The following is a 20,317-nucleotide window of genomic DNA, read 5'->3' on the forward strand; positions in this document are numbered from 1 at the left end:
CCCCGACGTCCTGCCCGCGAATCGCCACAACTGGCACCGGCAGCGCCACATCCCGCGCCCGGGCCGGCCCGGTGCGCGCGCTGCAATGGCGGCCACGCCACCCGGAGCCACGCCATGCCCCACGACGACCGCCGCCGCGATCCCGTCCGCCACACCGGCCGCCCGCGGCTGCTGCCCGCGCCGGCTCAGCGCCGCCGCCGCGCCGGCATCGCGCTGATGCTGATCGGCCTCGCCACGGCGCTGCGCGCGCAGGCCGCCGAGGAAGGCCTGCAGCTGCGCGGCGGCGACGGCGCCTGGACCGACGCGGTGGTACTCGAGACTGCCGTGGACTACCGCATCCGCGGCCTCGTCGCCGAGGTCCGCGTGCACCAGACCTACCGCAACGACAGCAGCACCTGGGTCGAGGGGCGCTACCTGCTGCCGCTGCCGGAGGACGCGGCGGTCGGCGCGCTCACGGTGCATGTCGGCGAGCGCGTCATCGAGGGCGAGATCCGCGAGAAGGCCGAAGCCGAGGCGATGTACGCGGCCGCGGCGGCGAGCGGCCGCGCCGCCGGCCTGGTCGAGCAGAACCGGCCGAACCTGTTCCGCACCGCCGTCGCCAACATCGCGCCGGGCGAGGTCGTCGACCTTGAAGTGGGCTACTGGCAGCCTGTGCGGGTCGAGGACGGCGTGTTCTCCGTCGCGCTGCCGCTGACCCTCACCCCGCGCTACGCGCCCGCGGTGGCGTGCGGCGAGGACTGCGCGGACGCCGAGTCGCTGCCCGCCGCGGCGGCGTCCGCAGGCCTCGGCAACGCCGACCCGCCGACGGCGAGCATCGATGTCGACCTCGACGCCGGCCTGCCGCTGGCGCGGGTGTGGAGCGCCACCCACGCGGTGACGGCGACGCGGGAGGCCGGCGCGGCATGGCACGTGGCCCTGGCCGACGAGGTCGTCGCCGGCGACCGCGCCTTCGAGCTGCGCTGGCAGCCCGAGCCCAGCCGTACCGTGCGCCGCGCCACCTTCACCGAGACCGTCGACGGCGAGCACTACGCGCTCGCCCTGCTGGTGCCGCCGACGCTGCCGGTGCCGCCGGTCCCGCGCGAGCTGATCCTGGTGATCGACAACTCCGGCTCGATGCACGGCGAGTCGATGCGGCAGGCGATCGCCGCGCTCGACCGCGCGCTGTCGCGGCTGCGCCCGGACGACACCTTCAACGTCGTCCGCTTCGACGACAGCAGCGAGCGCCTGTTCCCGAAGGCGGTGCCGGCCGATGCGGCCTACGTGGCGGAGGCGCGCGCCTTCGTCCGCGGACTCGAGGCCGACGGCGGCACCGAGATGGCGCCGGCGCTGGCACTGGCCTTCGAGGGCGAACCCGCAGGCGGGCGCCTGCGCCAGGTGGTGATCGCCACCGATGCGGCGGTGGGCAACGAGCAGGCGCTGCTGCAGGCCATCGCCGCCCACCGCGGGCAGGCGCGGCTGTTCCCGGTCGGCATCGGCAGCGCGCCGAACGCATGGTTCCTGCGCAAGGCCGCCGCAATCGGGCGCGGCAGTGCGGTGCTGGTGCGCGACGTCGCCGAGCTGGAGACGCGCATGGACCGCCTGCTCGACCGCCTCGGCGCACCGGCCCTGCGCGACATCCGCATCGACTGGCCGGCCGGCAGCGAGGCCTATCCGGCGCAGGTGCCGGACCTGTACGCGGGCGAGCCGCTGCAGGTGGTCGCGCGGGTTCCGGCGCTGCCGGCGCGCGCCGCCTTCGAAGGCGTCACCGCGCGCGGCCGTTGGCAGGACGCCCTGCTGCTCGACGTGCAGCGGGCCGACGCGACGGGTGTCGGCCGGCTATGGGGCCGCGCGCGCATCGAGGCGCTGGAGGACGCACGCCGTGCCGGCGCCGACGAGGCCGGCGTCCGCGCCGAGACCGTCGCGGTCGCCCTCGCCCACGGCCTGGTGAGCCGCTACACCAGCCTGGTCGCGGTGGAACGCACGCCGAGCCGTCCGGGCGACGCGCCGCTGGAGAGCGTGCGTGCCGCCAACGCGGTGCCCGACGGCTCGCTCGCCTTCGCCCAGGGCGCGACCGACGCCCGCCTGCTGTCCGCGATCGCCCTGCTGCTGGCGGTCGCCGCCACCGCCTGCCGGCGCGCCCGCCGCTGAGGCGCCGCCGCACCTTCCCCACCGGGCCAGGGACGGCCCACCCATCCGACCACCCGACGAGGATCCGCCATGTCGCTGCTGATCGAGGACCGCGACGCGCTCGAGCTGATGCCGCCGTTGCATGCCGGCGAGCCGCCACGCTGCGCCGAACGCGCCCTGCGCACGATGGACTTCCCGGCCGGCCTGGCCACGCCGGAGCGCGTGCCGCCGGCGTCGCTGGGCGTGGGCGCAGGCCGCGCCAGGCCGGGCCCGATCCCGCCGCGGGCGACGCCGCCAGCGCCCGAAGCCGCTCCCACGCGGGTCCGCCCTCCGCAGCCCGCGTCCGTGACGACGGCCCGCCTTCCGCGCTGGCCCGCCCGCCGTCCGTTCGGTCGGGTGCTCGGCGGCGGAGGTGGGCGATGAGCGCCGGCTTCGGCCCGGGCGGAAGCCGCGTCCCGCACGAGGTCCGCGCGCAGCGATCGGCCGGCGCGCGCCGCGGCAGACCGCGCCGCTGGCTGCCGACCCTCCTGCTGGGGGCGGCCGGCCTGTGCGCGATGCAGGCCGGCTGGATCCACGCCAAGGCCGCGCTGGCGCAGGCGCTCCTGCAGCACGCCTGGGTGCGCACGCTCGACGACGGCCATGCGCACCGGCCGTGGCCGGGTGCCGACATGGCCCCGGTGGCGCGGCTGCGGGTGGCGCGCCTGGGCATCGACCAGATCGTGCTCGCCGGCGACAGCGGTCGCGTGCTCGCCTTCGGCCCGGGCTGGGCGCCTGCCAGTACAGCGCCCGGCGGCGGCGCCGGCACGCGCGTGGTCAGCGGCCACCGCGACACCCACTTCGCGTGGCTGGCCGACCTGCGCCCCGGCGACGCCCTCGAACTCGACAGCGCATCCGGCGCGCGTCGCTACCGTGTGGCATCCACGCGTGTGGCCGACAGTCGTCGCGAACGCATCCCGGTCGGCGACGCCGACGTCCTGCTCCTCGTCACGTGCTGGCCGTTCGACGCCGTCGTCGCCGGCGGCCCGCAGCGCTACCTCGTGCACGCGGTGCCCGAAGCGCCGGCTGCAATCCCGCTGTCGGCGCCGCTTAGCGAAAACGAAACAACCTCATGACACGCTCACCACCGCAGCCCCTCCAAGATCCCTGCCAGCCCGACCGCCGCGCCGCAGCGGTCACGATGGAGCCCGACATGCCCGACGCCGCGACCGCGCTGCCCGCCCCCGGCCTGCTGGACACGGCACTGCGCTGGACCTGCGCGGTGGTCGTCGGCGGATTCTGTCTGCTCCTGCATTACGCGACCGACCAGCCGCCACGGCTCGGCCTCGGCGGTCGCTGAAACAGGGAGGAGGACCCATGATTCTCGTCGTCGAAGACCGCGAACGTTTCGATCTGGAACAGCTGCCACCGGAGCCCAGCAACGAGGAGCTCAAGCTGCGCCGCGCACAACGGCTGCAGGCGCGCCAGGACCGGCCGCAGGCCGTGCCGCGCGAGGTGCGCGGGCTGCTTTCGGTTCCCCAGGCCGCCGCCGCCTGATCCGCCGCGGCCGGTACGGCACCGTCGTCCTGGACGCCGCCCTCCCGGGCGGCGTCCGCGTTTTCCCGACCCGTCCATCGGAGGCGGACCTCAGCCGGGCGACCTGCCGGCGGGGGCCTCGTCCGGAAGCAGCGGCGTGACGTCGGGCAGGTGCATGCACAGGCGCGCGCGCACGGCCTCGAAGCGCAGGCGCGGGGCCTCGAGCGGCTCGCCGTCGAGATTGAAGGTCAGTCCCTCCTCGGCCTCGATCTCGACCCAGGGCAGCCGCGTCCGCACCGCCGCCTCCAGCAGCGCCGCGCGGCCCCGCGACAGCAGCGCGCCGAGCGCCGCGGTGGTCTCGCCCGGCGGCGGCGGCGGCAGCACCATGACGTCGATCACGCCGTCGTCGAGCCGCGCGTCGGGCGTCAGCAGTTGCCCACCGCCGGCCTGGCGGCCGTTGCCGACCGCCAGCACCAGGAACTCGCCGTCCCACTCGAAGCCGGGGCCGCGCAGGCTGCCGCGCGCGCTGCGGATGCTGCCCATCCGCGCCATCCCGGTGAGGAAATAGGCGGCGCCGCCGAACAGCTTCTTCAGTTCGGGCGAGGTCTCGGTGGTGATCCGGGTCGCGAAGCCGCCGGTGGCGACATTGACGCACCAGTGCTCGCCGCCGCCGGCCGGCAGCACCCGCATCAGGTCGATCGGGCGCGGCGGCGTCGCCGCCACGACCTCAAGCGCGGCCAGCGGGTCGAGCGGCAGGCCGGCGGCGGTGGCGAAGTCGTTGGCGGTGCCCAGCGGCATCAGCCCGAGCGCCGGCAGTTCGCCGGCGGCCCTGTCGGTCGCGGCGAGCGCCGCGCAGACCTCGTGCAGGGTGCCGTCGCCACCGCCGGCGATCACCGCGACGGCGCCGGCGGCGACCGCCTCCAGCGCGTAGCGGTGCGCATCGCCCTGCTCCCAGGTGACGCGGACGTGGATCGTCCTGCCGCGTTCACGCAATGCGGCGACGGCGTCGCGCACGGTGTCTTCGTTTGCGTTCTTGCCGTTGAGGATCAGATGCCATGCATCGCTGGACACGCGCCGCTTCCCGTCGGATGAAGGCGGCAACTGTGGTGACCGCGCCGTCAACGACGCGTGGCTGGGCGGGACCGCCGCGGGCATGAGGCCGCTGCCGTTCCGCATCGGCCTGTTGCTGCGACGCCTGCGCGAGCAGCTGTGGGTACGCCCCGCCCTGTGGAGCCTGGCGGCGGTGGCGGTCGCCCTGCTGGCCTCGGCCGCCGACGACCTGGTGCCGGCCCGCCTGGTGCCCGACATCGAGCAGGAGACGGTCGGCTCCCTGCTCAGGATCATCGCCTCGAGCATGCTCGCGGTGAGCACGTTCTCGCTGTCGATCCTGGTCGGCGCCTTCGCCTCCGCCGCCAGCAACGCCACCCCGCGGGCGACGCGGCTGATCGTGGCCGACGACACCGCGCAGAGCGCGCTGGCGGTGTTCATCGCCGCCTTCATCTATGCGGTGGTGGCGCTGACCGCGCTGGAGAGCGGCTACTACGGCGACGTCGGCAGGCTGGTGCTGTTCGTCGGCACCCTGGTGATGCTGGGCTACATCGTCATCACCTTCCTGCGCTGGATCCAGGTGCTGTCGGTGATGGGGCGCATGGGCAACACCATCGAGCGCGTCGAGCGTGCGGCGGGGGAGTCGCTGGCGACGTGGATGCGCGCGCCCTGCCTCGGCGGGGTTGCGCTGGCCGCGGACGCGCCCGCGCACGGGCTGGAGGTCGCGGCCGACGCGACCGGCTATCTGCAGCACGTCGACATGGGCGGGCTGCAGGCGGTGGCCGAGGACTGCGACGGCCGCGTGCAGGTGCTGCGCCGCCCCGGCGCGCTGCTGCATCCCGGGCGCCCGGTCGCGCGCCTGCAGCCGGGCGCGCCGCTGGAGGCCGGGCGCCGGGAGGAACTGCTACGCCGCATCGCCGATGCCTTCGTCGTCGACAACGAGCGCAGCTACGCCCAGGACCCGCGCTTCGGCCTGGTCGTGCTCTCGGAGATCGCGCAGCGCGCGCTGTCGCCCGGCATCAACGATCCCGGCACCGCGATCGTCGTGCTCGGCACCCTGGCGCGCCTGCTGATCGCCACCGGCGCGCCGCCCGAGCCCGACGCCGACCTGCCGCGCCATCCGCGCGTGGCGGTGGCCCCGCTCGACGAGGCCGAACTGGTGCGCGACAGCTTCGACCTGATCGCCCGCGACGGCGCCGGCCAGATCGAGATCGCGGTGCGCGTGCAGAAGACCCTGGCGGCGGTGGCCGCCGGCGCCTCGCCGCCGGTTGCCGCGGCGGCGCGCGCGCTGTCGCCGCGCGCGCTGGAGCGGGCGCAGCGCAGCCAGGCCCTGCTCGACGACGAGGTCGCCGCGCTCGCCCACCTGGCGCGCGCGACCCAGTCCACCCCGCGGGCGACGCGCGCCTAGCCGGCGGCGACGTTGGCGCGCATGGCCTCGATCACCGCACGGTAGTCGGGGGCGTTGAAGATCGCCGAACCGGCAACGAAGGTGTCGGCGCCGGCGCGGGCGATCTCGGCGATGTTGTCGGCCTTGACCCCGCCGTCGATCTCGAGCCGGATGTCGCGCCCGCTGGCGTCGATGAGCGCGCGCGCGCGGCGCAGCTTGGCCAGCGTCGAGGGGATGAAGCTCTGCCCGCCGAAGCCGGGATTGACCGACATCAGCAGCACCAGGTCGACGCTGTCGATCACCTCCTCGAGGATCGCCAGCGGCGTGGCCGGGTTGAACACCAGCCCCGCCCTGCAGCCGGCGTCGCGGATCAGCTGCAGGGTGCGGTGCACGTGCTCGCTGGCCTCGGGATGGAAGGAGATGACCGAGGCGCCGGCCTTGGCGAAGTCAGGGACGATGCGGTCGACCGGCCTGACCATCAGGTGCACGTCGATCGGCGCGGTGACGCCGTGCCTGCGCAACGCCTCGCACACCATCGGCCCGATGGTGAGGTTGGGCACGTAGTGGTTGTCCATCACGTCGAAGTGGACCCAGTCGGCGCCGGCGGCGAGCACGGCATCGACCTCCTCGCCGAGGCGGGCGAAGTCCGCCGAGAGGATGGAGGGCGCGATGATGATCTCGGACATACGGACCTCGGCGTGGCGGGACGTGGATGGGAAGGACGGCCGTCGCTCAGCGCCGCTGCCTGCGGCGCTGCTTCTGGATGGCGTCGAAGGCGGCGTTGACCGCGCGCGCGCGCTCCTCGGCGCGGGCGCGCACCTCGGGCTCCGCGCCGACCAGCCGGTCGGGATGGTGCTGGGCCATGAGCCGGCGCCAGGCACGTTCGATCTCGGCGTCGCTGGCGTCCGGATGCACGCCGAGCACGCGGTAGGGCTCGTCGCGGCGCTTGCGGGTGAGCTGGAACCAGTCGGCGTCGAAGGCATGCCCGATCAGCAGGCCGAGCAGGGCCCCGGCCGGATGCCGCAGCAGCAGCCAGCCGGCGATGAAGCCGAGCACCTTGCCGTACCACCTCATGGCGCGGCCTCCGGCGCGGCGGGCAGCGGGCCGCCGGCGGGCTGGGCTGCATACCAGGCGGCGAGCTCGGCGATGTCGGGCTCGGAGAGCGAACCGGCGATGGCGTTCATCGGCCCGCCGTTGCGTTCGTTGTCGCGGTAGGCGCGCAGCGCGCGGCGCAGGTAGGGCTCGTCCTGGCCGGCGAGGTTGGGCGTGCCGGCCATGCGGCCGATGCCGTCGCGACCGTGGCAGGCGGTGCACATGCCGAGCGGTCGCGGCTGCGCCGGCGCGGTGGTCGCGGCCGTGGTCGCGTCCGCCGCGGCAGGCGCGGGCGGCGACGGCGCGCGGGCGCAGGCGGCCAGCGCCAGCGGCACGAGAAGGAGCAGGGGACGGGGCATGCGGCCATTGTATCCGCCCGCTCCGGCGCACCGTCGCCCTTACAATGCGCGCCTTTCCCCAGGGATCCCCGCCGTGACGAGCAGCGTGCACACCTCCGACCTTCCGGGACTCGATCTCGTCCATCGCGGCAAGGTCCGCGACGTCTACGCCCTGGACGCCGAGCGCCTGCTGATCGTCGCCAGCGATCGCCTCTCCGCCTTCGACGTGGTGCTGCCCGACCCGATCCCCGGCAAGGGCGAGATCCTGTGCCGGATGTCGAACGTGTGGTTCGAGCGTACCCGCGAGCTGATGCCCAACCATCTCACCGGAGAGCTGGTGAGCGGCGTGCTGCCGGCGGGCGTCGATCCCGAGCCCTACCTGCAGCGTTCGGTGGTGACCCGGCGGCTCACGCCGGTGCCGGTCGAGGCCATCGCCCGCGGCTACGTGATCGGCTCCGGCTGGAAGGACTACCAGGCCACCGGCGCGATCAGCGGCATCCGCCTGCCTGCCGGCCTGCGCCAGGCCGAGCGCCTGCCCGAGCCGATCTTCACGCCCTCGACCAAGGCCGCCACCGGCAGCCACGACGAGAACATCGACTTCGACGCGATGGTCCGCGCGGTCGGCGGCGACATGGCCGAGCGCGTGCGCGACGCCACCCTGCGCATCTACCGCCACGCCGCCGCCTTCGCCGCCGAGCGCGGGATCATCATCGCCGACACCAAGCTCGAGTTCGGCACCGACGCCGACGGCACCCTCTACGTCATGGACGAGATGCTGACGCCGGATTCCTCGCGCTTCTGGCCGGCCGACGAGTACGCGGTCGGCAGCAGCCCGCCGAGCTACGACAAGCAGTTCGTGCGCGACTACCTGGAGACGCTGGACTGGGACAAGACCGCACCGGGACCGTCGCTGCCGGCCGAGGTGATCGAGCGCACCCGCGCCAAGTACGCCGAGGCGCTGAAGATCCTGACCGGGCTCGACGCCTGACGCGCCTGCGCGCCGCAGCATGGCGGCGCGCACAGCCGGCGCTAGCATCGGCCCGACGTCCTCTGGAGCCCGGCCGATGCACGCCCCCGCCCGCCCGATCGACCGCTACCTGGCCCACTACGGCGACGACCACCGCAACCCCATGAACCAGCGCGTGCACCTGTGGTGCGTGCCGGCCATCGTCTGGTCCATCGTCGCCCTGCTGTGGGCGCTGCCGGTGCCGGAGGGCGTCGGCCGTCCGGGACTGTGGGCGGCGCTGGCGATGCTGGCCGCGCTGGTCTTCTACTGGCGCCTGTCGCGGGCGCTGGGCGCGGGTGCGCTGGTGCTGTTCGTGGCGATGGGCGCGGTCGCCGAGGCGCTGCGGATGGCGCTGGGTGCGGCCGGGCTGGCCTGGCTCGCGCTGGCGGTGTTCGTGGTGGCCTGGATCGGCCAGTTCCTCGGCCACCGCATCGAGGGGCGCCGACCGAGCTTCCTCACCGACCTGGTGTATCTGCTCATCGGCCCGCTGTGGACCCTGGGCAAGCTGTACCGCCGCCTGGGCTGGCGCTGGTGAGGCCCCGGGCGCCGCGCGGGCGCCCGGGCGTCCCGCTCGATCAGACCCCCATGCCGGCCAGCATGGCGGGACCGACGGCCAGGTAGAGCACCACGCCGAGGATCACCAGCAGCACCAGGAACAGCAGCGTGTGCACCAGCGCGACCATCAACGCGCGGCCGAAACCGATCGCGCCGCCGTCGGGGCGCCGGATCATCAGGTTCACGAACAGCGCGTTGACCACCACGCCGATCACCAGGCCGATCAGGCCGGAGACGACCTGCAGCCCGCCCATGGCGCCGGCCCCGCCCGATGCCGCGCCGGCCGCCGCCGCGCCCAGGCCGAGCACGAAGCCGACGACGAAGTTCAGGATGAAGCCGACCACGCCGCCGACCAGCACCACCAGGCAGGCGCGCAGGTAGCCCACCGGGATCCGCGCGACCAGCTTCACCGCGAGCTTGAGCAGGAGGCCGCCGATCAGGACGCCGACGACCAGGCCGACGATGCCGCCGACCAGAACGCCGGTCACGGTTGCTGCATCCATTGGTGTTCTCCCCTTCTTGGCCACGGACAGTCGTGGCGGCAGGACTGTGCCGGAGGCGACCGTGCCCCACAACCCGTCGGGCACCGTCGTCGGCATCACTTGGGCCGCATGCGGCAGGCGTAGACTGCGCGGCGTTTTTCCCGGCGCCCGCGCATGCCACCCCGCGACCTCCTGCTCGTGACGCTCGTCTGCCTGGCCTGGGCCGGCAACTTCCTGACCTCCGCGTACTCGCTGCAGACCATCCCGCCGTTCCTGTTCACCGCGCTGCGCCTGGGCCTGCTCGCGGTGCTGCTGGCGCCGTTCCTGCGTGCGCCGGCGCCGGGACAGTGGCCGCGCCTGGTCGCGGTGTGCCTGTGCAACGGCGTGCTGCACTTCGGCCTGTCGTTCTGGGCGCTGCAGACCGCCGGCAACCTGTCGTCGCCGGCGATCGTGGCGCAGTGCTACGTGCCGATGGCGGCGCTGCTGGCCTGGCCCATCCTCGGCGAGCGCTTCGCCTGGCGCACCGCGCTGGCGATCGCGGTGAGCTTCGCCGGCGTCCTGGTGCTGGGCTTCGACCCGCTGGTGCTGGCCGCGCCGCTGTCGCTGGCGCTGATGCTGGTGTCGGCGTTCTTCCTCGCCCTCGGCACGGTGCTGATGCGGCCGCTGCGCGGCCTGGGCCCGTTCGCGATGCAGGGATGGACCGCGACGATCGGCATCGTGCCGCTGCTTGCGATCAGCATGGCGATCGAGCCGGGCGGCTTCGCCGCCGCGGCGGGGGCGGACGTGCCGACCTGGCTGGGCGTCGCCTACTCGGCGCTGGTCGCCTCGCTGGTCGGGCACGGGCTCTACTACGTGCTGGTGCAGCGCCATCCGATCGCCCAGCTCACGCCCTGGCTGCTGGCCACGCCGCTGTTCGCGACCGCGCTGGGCGTCGCGTTCTGGGGCGACCGCCCCGGGCCGCGGCTCTACCTCGGCGGCGCGATGCTTCTGGGCGGCGTGCTGCTGATCGCCCTGCGCGCGCAGGCGAAGTCGCGCCCGGTGCCGCCGGCGAGCGAGGCCTGAGCGATGGCGGCGCGCATCCGCTCCCCCGGCGCCAGCCGGCCCTCCGCGCCGTCGGCGGGCCCGTCGCTGCACCCGGCGCGCGTGGTGCCGCTGGCCTTCCTCGCGACCATCGCCCTGGGCACGCTGCTGCTGTTGCTGCCGGTCTCGCGCGCGGCGGATGCGCCGGCGTCGCTGATGACCGCCCTGTTCACCGCGACCTCGGCGGTGTGCGTCACCGGACTGGCGGTGGTCGACACCGCGACCTACTGGTCGGGGTTCGGGCGGGCGGTGATCCTGGCGCTGTTCCAGGTCGGCGGCTTCGGGATCATGACCGGCGCGACCCTGCTCGGCCTGCTGGTGAGCCGGCGCCTGCGCCTGGGCACGCGCCTGATCGCGCAGGCGGAGACGCGCGCGATCGGCCTCGGCGAGGTCAAGCCGGTGCTGCGCCTGATCCTGGCGACCTTCGTCGCGGTGGAGGCGACCGTCGCGCTCCTGGTCGCCTGGCGCCTGCACGCCGCGCACGACATGGCCTGGCCGGAGGCGGCGTGGTCGGGACTGTTCCACGCGGTCTCGGCCTTCAACAACGCCGGGTTCTCGATCTACTCCGACGGCCTCGCCGGCTTCGTCGACGACGGGCTCCTGCTGCTGCCGCTGATGCTGGCGGTGGTGGTCGGCGGCCTCGGCTTCCCGGTGCTGCACGAGCTGCGGCGGAGTCCGTCCACGCCCGCGCGCTGGTCGGTGCACACCAAGATCACCCTGCTGGGCACCGCGATCCTGCTCGGCACCGGCTTCGTGGCGACGCTGGCCTACGAGTGGAGCAATCCCGCCACGCTCGGCGCGCTCGCCGCCGGCGACCGCGTCGTCGCCGCCGCCTTCCATTCGGTGATGACGCGCACTGCCGGCTTCAACGTGTTCGACATCGGCGCCATGCACGCGGCCACGCTCGGCGTCACGGACGTGCTGATGCTGATCGGCGGCGGCAGCGCGGGCACCGCCGGCGGCATCAAGGTCACCACCTTCTTCCTGCTCGGCAGCATCGTCTGGGCCGAGGTCAGCGGCGCCAGCGACACCAACGTGTTCCGCCGCCGCATCGCGCGCAGCACCCAGCGCCAGGCGCTGAGCGTGGTGCTGCTGGCGATCGGGACGATCGCACTGGCGGTGCTGGTGCTGCTGTCGGTGAGCCCGTTCCGTCTCGAGGTCGTGCTGTTCGAGGCGATCTCGGCCTTCGCCACCGTCGGCCTGTCCACCGGCATCACCGGCGAGCTGCCGGCCAGCGGCCAGTTCGTGCTGGTCGTGCTGATGTACATGGGCCGCGTCGGCACCATCACCCTGGCCTCCGCGCTCGCCCTGCGCGCGCACGGCCGCCCTTTCCGCTATCCAGAGGAGCGCCCCATCGTTGGCTAGGCAATCCGACAGCCGTCACGACGGCACCGTGGTCATCGGCCTGGGCCGCTTCGGCGGCGCCGTGGCCGAATCCCTCTCGCGCCTGGGCCACGAGGTGCTGGCGATCGACGAGGACATCGAACTGGTGCAGGCCTGGGCCGACCGCCTCACCCACGTGGTCCAGGCCGACACCACCAACGCCGACACCCTGCGCCGGCTGGGCGTGGCCGAATTCCCGAGCGCGGTGGTGGCGATCGGCAGCGACGTCGAGGCCAGCGTGCTGACCGTGCTGGCGCTGGAGGAGATCGGCATGCGCGACATCTGGGCCAAGGCCACCACGCCCAAGCACGGCCGCATCCTCGAGCGCACCGGCGCGCACCACGTGGTCTACCCGGAGGCGGCGATGGGCGAGCGCGTGGCGCACCTGGTGACCGGGCAGATGATCGACTTCATCGAGTTCCACGACGGCTTCGCCATCGCCAAGACCAACAGCCCGCGCGAGGCCTGCGGCAAGTCGCTGGGGCAGTCGCTGCTGCGGAGCAAGTACGGGATCACCGTGGTCGGCGTGAAGCGCCCGCGCACCGATTTCGAGCACGCGACCCAGGAGACGGTGATCGAGCCGGGCGACCTGCTGATCGTGTCCGGCCCGACGGTGAACGTGGAGCGCTTCGCGGCGCTGGCCTGACTCAGCCGCCCGCGGCGCGGAAGGCCTCGGGGCCCGGACGGAACGGGCGCGGCGCGATGCCCAGCCGCGCCCAGGCGTCGCCCGGGGCGACCAGGTCCACGCGGCTGCGGCGCAGGGCGTTGTCGATCGCGCGCAGCCGCCCGCCGGCGCGCGCCAGCACGGGCAGCAGGCGCAGCACCGGCGCGTCGGGAACGCGCAGCACGCGCGCGTGCGGCGCGTGCACGGCCAGGCTGCGCTCCAGCATCGCGTCGAAGCCGAGCGTCTCGCCGCCGGGCAGCGGCAGCACCTCGCCGCCGAGTTCCGGCCGCGCCGCGGCGGCCAGCATCGCCTGGGCCAGGTCGTCGGCATGCACCGGTTGGCGCAGGCCGACGCTGCCGCGCGGCAGCGGCAGCAGGCGGACGCGCGCACCGAGGGCGACCAGCGGCGACAGGCTGCGGTCCAGCCCGGTGCCCCAGATCAGGGTCGGCCGCAGCAGCGTCGCGCTCCAGCCCTGCGCCGCGGCCGCGTCGAGCAGCGCCGCCTCCGCCCCGCGCAGGCGCGCGGCGAGCGCGCGTTCCTGCGGATCGTGCGAATCCAGCTTGGTGTCGGCGCTCATCGACGACAGCGCCACCACCCGCGCGCCCGCGGGCAGGCCGGCGCGCACCGCCCAGGCGGCGAAGCCGTCGAGCGGCCCGGCGCTCAGCAGCCACGGCGCCGGCGCCGGCGGCAGCGCCGCGCGCACCGCGGCGGCGAGCGCGTCGTCCCCGGCGTAGAGGTCGCCGCGCAGCCAGCGCACGTCGTCTTCCCCGCGCGCCGCGCGGCTCACCGCGAGCACGGGGCGCGCCTGCCTGCGCAGCCGCGCGAGCAGGCGGCCGCCGACCGCGCCGGTCGCGCCGAACAGCACCAGGGGAACAGGGGCAGGCTCCATCGCACGAGGATACCCGTGGCGATGCCGGCGGCAGGCAGGAGCGGCAGGAGCTGCCGCATCTTCACGACGTTTCGCTAAACTCCCGGGCTGCGTGCGTCGTCGACGTCGCCACCTGCCCGCGGCGGTCGTCCGTCGCCGCCCTCCGACCCGAGGACCGCGATGCTCGAGGCATTGTTAGCGCTGCCCTTCGCCCTGGCCCTGCTGATCGCCTGCATGACGAAGGCGTCGCGCCGGACCATCGCATGGACCGCCGCCGTCGCCCCGCTCGGCGGGCTCGCGATCCTCGGCCTGATCACCCCACGCATCCTCGACGGCGAGACCGTCCGCAGCACCGTGGAGTGGGTGCCCGCGGTCGGGCTCGACCTGATCCTGCGCGTCGACGGCCTCGGCTGGATGTTCGGCGGCCTGGTGCTGGCCATCGGCGCGCTGATCGTGCTCTACGCCGCCTATTACCTCGACCCGCGCGACAGCGCGCGCCGGTTCTTCGCCACCCTGCTCATGTTCATGGGCGCGATGCTGGGCCTGGCGATCTCCGGCAACCTGCTGCAGCTGGTGGTGTTCTGGGAACTGACCAGCATCAGCTCCTTCCTGCTGATCGGCTTCTGGAAGCACCGCCACGACGCCCGCGTCGGCGCGCGCATGGCGCTGGCGGTGACCGGCGGCGGCGGCCTGGCGCTGCTCGGCGGCGTGGTGCTGCTCGGGCGCATCGTCGGCAGCTACGAGCTCGACGCCATCCTCGCCGCCGGCGAGCTGGTGCGGGCGCATGCCCTGTATCCGGCGGCACTGGTGCTGATCCTGCTCGGCGCCTTCACCAAGTCGGCGCAGTTCCCCTTCAGCTTCTGGCTGCCGCACGCAATGGCGGCGCCGACGCCGGTGTCGGCCTACCTGCATTCCGCGGCGATGGTGAAGGCCGGCGTGTTCCTGCTCGCGCGCCTGCATCCCACGCTCGCCGGCAGCGAGCTGTTCGCGATCCTGGTGGTGTCCACCGGCGCGGCGACCTTCGTCATCAGCGCGCTGTTCGCGATCTGGCAGCACGACCTCAAGGGCCTGCTCGCCTATTCGACGCTCTCGCACCTCGGCCTGATCACCATGCTGTTCGGCCTGTCGGCGCCGATGGCGGTGGTCGCGGGCCTGTTCCACATGCTCAACCACGCCACGTTCAAGGCGTCGCTGTTCATGTCGGCCGGCATCATCGACCACGAGACCGGCACCCGCGACCTGCGCCGCCTCGGCGGCCTGCGCAAGCTGATGCCGGTGACCTCGGCGCTGGCGATGATCGCCACGCTGTCGATGGCCGGCGTACCGCTGCTCAACGGCTTCCTGTCGAAGGAGATGTTCTTCACCGAGGCCGCGGCGGCCGGCGACGGACCGATCTCCGACCACCTGCTGACCCTCGTTGCCACCGTCGGCGGCGTGCTCAGCATGGCCTACAGCCTGCGCTTCCTGCGCGACGCCTTCTTCGGCGACGCGCCGCGCGACGTCGCGATCAACGCGCACGAGCCGCCGCGCTTCATGCGCGTGCCGGTGGAGATCCTGGTCGCGGTGTGCGTGCTGGTCGGCCTGCTTCCAGCCTTCACCATCGGCCCCATCCTCGAGGCCGGCGCACGCGGCGTGCTCGGCCCCGACCTCCCCGACTACGACCTCGCGATCTGGCACGGCTTCAACCTGCCGCTGGCGATGAGCATCGTCAGCCTGGTCGGCGGCCTCCTGCTCTACGCCACGCTGCAGCGCCGCACCGACATCCACGCCAAGCAGACGCCGCAGGTCATCAAGACCGCCTACGAGCACGTCATCCACGGCCTGTACCGTCTCTCCTGCTGGCTGACCTCGCGCATCGAGAACGGCAGCCTGCAGCGGATGATGGTGCTGCTGGTGGTGGCCGTGGCGGTGATGGCGCTGGCGCCCTTCGTGCAGGGCCATGCGCTGGGCGCGGCACAGGCGACGCAGCCGCTGCCGCTGCTCGGCGCACTGCTGTGGGTACTGATCGTCGCCGGTGCGCTCGGCACCGTGCTGCTGCACCACCAGCGCATGAAGGCGGTGATCGTGATCGGCGCCGCCGGCCTCGGCGTCAGCCTGGCCTTCGTGGTGCTGTCCGCGCCGGACCTCGCGCTGACCCAGCTGCTGGTCGAGATCGCCACCATCGCGCTGATGCTGCTGGCGATGAACTTCCTGCCCCAGGTCGCGGCGCGCGAACCGCGCGCGCGACGGCTGCGCGATGCGCTGCTGGCGCTGGCCGGCGGCAGCGGCGTCGCCGTGCTGACCTGGGCGGTGCTGACCCGGCCGCTGGACACGGTGGCGGGCGAAATGCTCGCGCGCGCCCTGCCGCAGGGCGGCGGCACCAACGTGGTCAACATCATCCTGGTCGACTTCCGCGGCTTCGACACGATGGGCGAGATCACCGTGTTCGCCATCGCCGGCCTGCTCGTGCACGCGCTGCTGCGGACCGCGAAGGTGAGTCCGGAGCGGGCCTGGCCGGACGCGATGCGCCTGACCATCCCGCAGGTGGTCGTGCAGCTGCTGCTGCCGCTGGCGATCGCGGTCGCGGTCTACCTGTTCCTGCGCGGCCACAACGAGCCCGGCGGCGGCTTCATCGCGGGCCTGGTGCTGGCGGTGCCGCTGCTGCTGCAGTACGTGGTCATCGGCCTGGGCCGGCCCAACCCGCGCCTGGCCGCGCGCGTGCTGGCGATGATCGGCATCGGCCTGCTGCTGGCAGTCGGCACCGGCGCCGGCGCGATCGCCTTCGGCCATCCCTTCCTCACCAGCGCGCACGGGCATCCGGCGCTGCCGCTGGTCGGCCACGTGCCGCTGGCCAGCGTCATGATCTTCGACCTCGGCGTGTTCATGGTGGTGGCCGGCACGATCCTGCTCGCGCTGCTGTCGCTGGCGCGCGCGGCGCACCCGGAGACGATCGCCGGCGTCGGCGACGGAGACACCCGCTGATGGAAATCGCCTTCGCCTCCGCCGTGGGCGTGCTGTTCGCCGCCGGCATCTACCTGCTGCTGCGCGCGCGCAGCTTCGAGGTCGTACTCGGCCTGACCCTGCTGTCCTACGGCGTCAACCTGCTGCTGTTCTCGATGGGGCGCCTGCGCGTGGACGCGCCGCCGGTGCTGGAGCAGGACGTCGTGCCGACCCTCGCCCACTACACCGACCCGCTGCCGCAGGCGCTGGTGCTGACGGCCATCGTGATCTCGTTCGCGATGACCGCCGTGCTGCTGGTGGTCGCCCTGCGCGGGCGCACCGACGGCGGCAGCGACCATGCCGACGGGGTCGAACGCGACGCCGCGCCGCCGCCGGAGCCGACCGATCCGCGCGACCTGCCGCGGCACCCACCGCGCGGCGGCGCCACGGAAGGAGAGCAGCGATGAGTCCGCACCTCGCCGTGGTCCCGGTCGCCGGGCCGATCGCGCTGGGCGCGGTCCTGCTGCTGCTCGAGCGCTTCGACATCCGTCTGCGCCGCGCGCTCGGCGTGGTCGGCGCGCTGGCCTGGATCGGCGTCGGCATCGCCCTGGTCGTCGGCGCCGCCGACGGCGCGGTCGGCGCCTACCTCATCGGCGACTGGCCGGCCAACCTCGGCATCGCGCTGGCGGTCGACCGGCTGTCGGCGCTGATGGTGCTGGCCACCGCCCTGCTCGGCGCCGGCTGCCTGGTCTATGCCTGCGCCGGCTGGGACCGCTGCGCGCCGCACTTCCATACCTTCTTCCAGCTGCAGCTCGCGGGCCTGTTCGGCGCCTTCCTCACCGGCGACCTGTTTAACCTGTTCGTGTTCTTCGAGGTCCTGCTGATCGCCTCCTACGGCATCCTGCTGGCGGGCGCGGAAGGCCGCCGCATCCATGCCGGGCTGCAGTACGTGGCCTTCAACGTCGCCGTCTCGGTGCTGTTCCTGGTCGCGCTCGGCCTGCTCTACGGCGTCACCGGCACGCTCAACATGGCCGACATGGCGGAGCGCATCGCCGCCGCGCCGCCGGCCGACCTCGGCCTGATCCGCGCCGCGGCCGGCGTGCTGCTGGTGGTGTTCTGCGCCAAGGCGGCGCTGTTCCCGCTCTACCTGTGGCTGCCCGACACCTATGCGCGGGCGCCGGCGGCGAGCGCGGCGCTGTTCGCGATCATGACCAAGCTCGGCCTGTACAGCGTGCTGCGCGTGTATTCGGTGGTCTTCGCCGCCGACGCGGTCGCCGACGTCGCCTGGCCGTGGCTGCTGCCGCTGGGCGTGGCGACGCTGCTGCTTTCGGCGTTCGGCGCGGTGGCGGCGGCCTCGCTGCGGATGCTGGCCGCGCACCTGATCCTGTTCTCGGCGGCGCTGCTGTTCGTGGCCTTCGCCCTGGACTCGGCGCCCGCGGTCGCCGCCGGCCTCTACTACCTGGTGCACAGCGCGCTGGCGGGCGGCGCGCTGTTCCTGTTCGCCGACCTGGTGCGGCGCCAGCGCCGCCACCGCGGCGACGACCTCACCGCGTCCGAGCCGGTGGTGCAGCCGACCCTGCTGGGCCTGGTCTACCTCGTGCTCGCGGTGTCGCTGATCGGCCTGCCGCCGCTGCCGGGCTTCATCGCCAAGTTCGCGCTCCTCGCGGCGATCCCGGACGCGCAGGCGGGCTGGCTGTTCCCGGCGGTGCTGGTGTCCTCGCTGCTGGTCATGATCGCGATGGCGCGCGCCGGCAGCCGGCTGTTCTGGGGCGATGCCGATCCGGAGCCGGTGCGCGGCGGCACGCCGCCCGAGCCCGCGCGCGCCCTGCCCCTGGCCGGCCTGTTCGCGCTGCTCGGCCTGAACGTGGCGATGGCGCTGGGCGCGCAGCCGGTGCTGGCCTACGCGCAGGCCGCCGCCGAGCAGATGCAGGCGCCGGCCGGCTACCTCGAGGGCATCCGTCGGGCCGAGCCGGGCCGCGGGGAGGTGGCGCCATGAAGCGCCTGCTGCCGACCCCCTTCATCAGCATCGCGATCGCGGTGACCTGGCTGCTGCTGTGGGACTCGCTGGCGCCCGGCCAGCTGATCCTGGCGGCGGTGCTCGCCGTGGCCATCCCGCTGGTGATCGGCGGCATGCGCGGCAAGCCGATGCGGCTGCGCGCGCCGGGCGCGGTGCTGCGCCTGCTGTGGCGGGTGGGCGTCGACATCCTGCGCGGCAGCATCGACGTCAGCCAGGCCATCCTCGGGCGCACGTCCAAGGTCAAACCCGGCTTCGTCTGGATCCGCCTGGACGTCACCCACGACCACGCGATCGCCGCGCTCGCCGGCATCATCACCCTCACCCCCGGCACGCTCTCGGCCGAGCTGACCGAGGACCGCGGCCACCTGCTGGTGCACGCGCTCGACATGGGCGAGGCCGAAGCCCTGGCGCACACCATCAAGGCGCGCTACGAGTCCCTGCTCCTGGAGATCTTCCGATGATCGACACCGCTGCCATCATCGCGCTGTGCCTGATCGCCGCCGCGGTGCTGATGTCGCTGTTCCGCCTGCTGCGCGGGCCGTCCTCCACCGACCGCATCCTCGCGCTCGACACTCTCTACATCAATGCCACCGCGCTGCTCGTCGTGATCGGCGTGGTGTTCGCCACCTCGACCTACTTCGAAGCCGCGCTGATCATCGCCATGCTGGGCTTCGTCAGCACCATGGTCGCCTGCAAGTACGTCATCCGCGGCAGGATCATCGAATGAGCGCCGACACCGTCTTCGAAGCCGTGGTCGCCGCCCTGCTGGTGGTGGGCGGTGCGTTCCTGTTCATCGGCTCGCTCGGCCTCGCCCGCCTGGCCGACATCTACCAGCGCCTGCACGGCCCAGCCAAGGCGACCACGGTCGGCATCGGCGCGCTGCTGGTCGCCTCGATGGCACGGCACGCCCTGCTCGACGAGGGCGTCGACCTGCGCGAGGTGCTGGTCACCGTGTTCCTGTTCCTGACCGCGCCGGTCAGCGCGCACATGCTCGCGCGCACCGCCTTCGCGCTCGATCCCGCGGCGCGCCCGCCGGCGCCGGGCGAGCCGGGCACCTCCCGCTCCGGCAAGGGCGAGGCGGTCACTCCGGTCCAGCCGCGCGACGACCGGGCCGGCGGACGCGCCTGAGCGAACGGCTCAGCCGCAGCCTTCGACGTAGTCGACCTGCGGCGGCTGGCCCAGCCGCCACGACACCACGCGGGCGCCTGCGTCGGTGGTGAACACCAGCCTGTTGCCGCTGCCGTCGTTGCTCTCGACGGTGAGCACGTCGGTGTCCGCGTCGTACTTGCCCTGCGACACGGTGATGCGGCCGGGGTAGAGCTCCTCGATCTGCGAGGTGAGCATGCCGACCGCACCGCCGCCCGGTGCGGCGACGTCGGCGCCGTCGACGTCCACGCGCACGAAGGCGCCGTCCTCGATCATGAAGCCGACCGGCGCGGACGGCCCGGCCTCGGGAAACAGGTAGTGGCAGCTCGATCCCGGTGCGGGTTCGCCGCCGACCAGCGGACGCCCGTAGGCCTCGCGCAGGGCCTCGACGTCGTCGCCGAAGCGCGCCGGGCCCAGGCCCTGGAAGCTCAGCATGGACGACACCCCGGCATCCTCGGCGGCGCTGCGGGCGCCTTCAGGATCCCGGGGCATCACGTCGCCTCCCGCATCCGTCGCGGCCTGCCCCCCGACCGGCGGCGGCCCCGGGCGTGCGGCCGCCGACGGCGCATCGGAGCGGTCGTCCGGCTCCCGCGGCTGGTGGTCGCAGGCGGCCAGCGCCAGCGGCAGGACGATCAGCAGTGACGGCAGATGGCGAGGCATGGGCGTGCTCCGGAGCGACGTGGAGCGCGCGACGCTAGCGCCGTGCGCGTCGGCA

24 protein-coding genes are annotated in these 20,317 nt (G+C 73.9%); 17 read left to right on the forward strand and 7 right to left on the reverse strand.

Going from position 1 to position 20,317, the window contains the following annotated elements; translation table 11 throughout:
- Window positions 1–114 precede the first annotated feature (114 nt).
- From KB893_RS12055 to KB893_RS12075, 5 genes are all read left to right on the forward strand, one after another.
- A complete protein-coding gene (locus KB893_RS12055) occupies window positions 115–2,127 on the forward strand; it encodes a marine proteobacterial sortase target protein (protein ID WP_211926006.1) in 2,013 nt (670 codons plus the stop codon).
- Between the two features lie 69 nt (window positions 2,128–2,196).
- Window positions 2,197–2,529 (forward strand): hypothetical protein, encoded by a 333-nt coding sequence (locus KB893_RS12060; protein WP_211926007.1) that lies wholly within the window; start codon window positions 2,197–2,199, stop codon window positions 2,527–2,529.
- Window positions 2,526–3,218 carry a class GN sortase gene (locus tag KB893_RS12065; RefSeq protein ID WP_211926008.1) on the forward strand — a complete coding sequence of 231 codons (693 nt, stop codon included), beginning with the start codon at window positions 2,526–2,528 and terminating at the stop codon, window positions 3,216–3,218. The genes KB893_RS12060 and KB893_RS12065 overlap by 4 nt, the downstream gene beginning before the upstream one ends.
- A 65-nt stretch (window positions 3,219–3,283) precedes the next feature.
- Complete coding sequence (locus KB893_RS12070) at window positions 3,284–3,442, forward strand: hypothetical protein (protein ID WP_211926009.1); 159 nt, start codon at window positions 3,284–3,286, stop codon at window positions 3,440–3,442.
- 17 nt (window positions 3,443–3,459) lie between these two features.
- Window positions 3,460–3,639, forward strand: coding sequence for a hypothetical protein (locus KB893_RS12075; RefSeq protein WP_211926010.1), 180 nt, complete (start codon window positions 3,460–3,462; stop codon window positions 3,637–3,639).
- A gap of 90 nt (window positions 3,640–3,729) precedes the next feature.
- On the opposite strand, the gene yegS is transcribed toward KB893_RS12075, so the two are convergent.
- Window positions 3,730–4,689, reverse strand: a complete 960-nt coding sequence (gene yegS / locus KB893_RS12080) for a lipid kinase YegS (protein WP_211926011.1) — start codon at window positions 4,687–4,689, stop codon at window positions 3,730–3,732.
- Between the two features lie 82 nt (window positions 4,690–4,771).
- Here yegS and KB893_RS12085 point away from each other — a divergent pair, with 82 nt between their 5' ends.
- Window positions 4,772–6,073 (forward strand): DUF2254 domain-containing protein, encoded by a 1,302-nt coding sequence (locus tag KB893_RS12085; RefSeq protein WP_211926012.1) that lies wholly within the window; start codon window positions 4,772–4,774, stop codon window positions 6,071–6,073.
- Here the strand turns inward: KB893_RS12085 and rpe are convergent.
- The 3 genes from rpe to KB893_RS12100 are packed head-to-tail and all read right to left on the reverse strand — an operon-like array spanning window position 6,070 to window position 7,503.
- Window positions 6,070–6,738, reverse strand: a complete 669-nt coding sequence (gene rpe, locus KB893_RS12090) for a ribulose-phosphate 3-epimerase (RefSeq protein WP_211926013.1) — start codon at window positions 6,736–6,738, stop codon at window positions 6,070–6,072. The two genes, KB893_RS12085 and rpe, sit on opposite strands and share 4 nt — an antisense overlap.
- 46 nt (window positions 6,739–6,784) lie before the next feature.
- A complete protein-coding gene (locus KB893_RS12095; protein WP_211926014.1) occupies window positions 6,785–7,126 on the reverse strand; it encodes a J domain-containing protein in 342 nt (113 codons plus the stop codon).
- Window positions 7,123–7,503 carry a c-type cytochrome gene (locus KB893_RS12100; RefSeq protein ID WP_211926015.1) on the reverse strand — a complete coding sequence of 127 codons (381 nt, stop codon included), beginning with the start codon at window positions 7,501–7,503 and terminating at the stop codon, window positions 7,123–7,125. Before KB893_RS12100 ends, KB893_RS12095 begins: the two co-directional genes overlap by 4 nt.
- Window positions 7,504–7,576: 73 nt before the next feature.
- Here KB893_RS12100 and KB893_RS12105 point away from each other — a divergent pair, with 73 nt between their 5' ends.
- Both KB893_RS12105 and KB893_RS12110 read left to right on the forward strand, forming a co-directional pair.
- Window positions 7,577–8,470, forward strand: coding sequence for a phosphoribosylaminoimidazolesuccinocarboxamide synthase (locus KB893_RS12105; RefSeq protein WP_211926016.1), 894 nt, complete (start codon window positions 7,577–7,579; stop codon window positions 8,468–8,470).
- A gap of 76 nt (window positions 8,471–8,546) precedes the next feature.
- Window positions 8,547–9,023: an Mpo1 family 2-hydroxy fatty acid dioxygenase gene (locus KB893_RS12110; protein WP_211926017.1), complete on the forward strand. Its 477-nt coding sequence runs from the start codon at window positions 8,547–8,549 to the stop codon at window positions 9,021–9,023.
- A gap of 40 nt (window positions 9,024–9,063) precedes the next feature.
- On the opposite strand, the gene KB893_RS12115 is transcribed toward KB893_RS12110, so the two are convergent.
- Window positions 9,064–9,546, reverse strand: a complete 483-nt coding sequence (locus KB893_RS12115) for a hypothetical protein (RefSeq protein WP_211926018.1) — start codon at window positions 9,544–9,546, stop codon at window positions 9,064–9,066.
- A 153-nt stretch (window positions 9,547–9,699) separates the two neighbouring features.
- On the opposite strand from KB893_RS12115, the gene KB893_RS12120 reads away from it, so the two are divergent.
- Genes KB893_RS12120 through KB893_RS12130 form a run of 3 tightly spaced genes read left to right on the forward strand, consistent with a single transcriptional unit; the run spans window position 9,700 to window position 12,634 of the window.
- The gene (locus tag KB893_RS12120) at window positions 9,700–10,587 is read left to right on the forward strand and encodes a DMT family transporter (protein WP_211926019.1); all 888 of its coding nucleotides are present in this window, start codon (window positions 9,700–9,702) and stop codon (window positions 10,585–10,587) included.
- Between the two features lie 3 nt (window positions 10,588–10,590).
- On the forward strand, window positions 10,591–11,970 hold the full coding sequence (locus KB893_RS12125; RefSeq protein ID WP_211926020.1) for a TrkH family potassium uptake protein: 1,380 nt from the start codon (window positions 10,591–10,593) through the stop codon (window positions 11,968–11,970).
- On the forward strand, window positions 11,963–12,634 hold the full coding sequence (locus KB893_RS12130; protein WP_211926021.1) for a potassium channel family protein: 672 nt from the start codon (window positions 11,963–11,965) through the stop codon (window positions 12,632–12,634). The genes KB893_RS12125 and KB893_RS12130 overlap by 8 nt, the downstream gene beginning before the upstream one ends.
- A gap of 1 nt (window position 12,635) precedes the next feature.
- Here the strand turns inward: KB893_RS12130 and KB893_RS12135 are convergent, their stop codons facing one another.
- Window positions 12,636–13,541: an SDR family oxidoreductase gene (locus KB893_RS12135; protein WP_213173744.1), complete on the reverse strand. Its 906-nt coding sequence runs from the start codon at window positions 13,539–13,541 to the stop codon at window positions 12,636–12,638.
- A 159-nt stretch (window positions 13,542–13,700) separates the two neighbouring features.
- Between KB893_RS12135 and KB893_RS12140 the strand changes: the two genes are divergently transcribed.
- Genes KB893_RS12140 through KB893_RS12165 form a run of 6 tightly spaced genes read left to right on the forward strand, consistent with a single transcriptional unit; the run spans window position 13,701 to window position 19,584 of the window.
- Window positions 13,701–16,481, forward strand: a complete 2,781-nt coding sequence (locus tag KB893_RS12140; protein ID WP_211927761.1) for a monovalent cation/H+ antiporter subunit A — start codon at window positions 13,701–13,703, stop codon at window positions 16,479–16,481.
- A complete protein-coding gene (locus KB893_RS12145) occupies window positions 16,481–16,906 on the forward strand; it encodes a Na+/H+ antiporter subunit C (protein ID WP_211927760.1) in 426 nt (141 codons plus the stop codon). Before KB893_RS12140 ends, KB893_RS12145 begins: the two co-directional genes overlap by 1 nt.
- On the forward strand, window positions 16,903–18,435 hold the full coding sequence (locus KB893_RS12150; RefSeq protein ID WP_211927759.1) for a monovalent cation/H+ antiporter subunit D: 1,533 nt from the start codon (window positions 16,903–16,905) through the stop codon (window positions 18,433–18,435). The genes KB893_RS12145 and KB893_RS12150 overlap by 4 nt, the downstream gene beginning before the upstream one ends.
- Complete coding sequence (locus KB893_RS12155; RefSeq protein ID WP_211927758.1) at window positions 18,432–18,917, forward strand: Na+/H+ antiporter subunit E; 486 nt, start codon at window positions 18,432–18,434, stop codon at window positions 18,915–18,917. The genes KB893_RS12150 and KB893_RS12155 overlap by 4 nt, the downstream gene beginning before the upstream one ends.
- A complete protein-coding gene (locus KB893_RS12160) occupies window positions 18,914–19,183 on the forward strand; it encodes a K+/H+ antiporter subunit F (protein ID WP_213173745.1) in 270 nt (89 codons plus the stop codon). The genes KB893_RS12155 and KB893_RS12160 overlap by 4 nt, the downstream gene beginning before the upstream one ends.
- Window positions 19,180–19,584 carry a Na+/H+ antiporter subunit G gene (locus tag KB893_RS12165; RefSeq protein WP_211927208.1) on the forward strand — a complete coding sequence of 135 codons (405 nt, stop codon included), beginning with the start codon at window positions 19,180–19,182 and terminating at the stop codon, window positions 19,582–19,584. Before KB893_RS12160 ends, KB893_RS12165 begins: the two co-directional genes overlap by 4 nt.
- Window positions 19,585–19,593: 9 nt before the next feature.
- Here KB893_RS12165 and KB893_RS12170 read toward each other — a convergent pair whose 3' ends face one another.
- Window positions 19,594–20,262, reverse strand: a complete 669-nt coding sequence (locus KB893_RS12170) for a hypothetical protein (RefSeq protein ID WP_211927207.1) — start codon at window positions 20,260–20,262, stop codon at window positions 19,594–19,596.
- Window positions 20,263–20,317 lie beyond the last annotated feature (55 nt).

This window comes from Coralloluteibacterium stylophorae (assembly GCF_018122625.2).
Taxonomy (GTDB): Bacteria; Pseudomonadota; Gammaproteobacteria; order Xanthomonadales; family Xanthomonadaceae; genus Coralloluteibacterium; species Coralloluteibacterium stylophorae.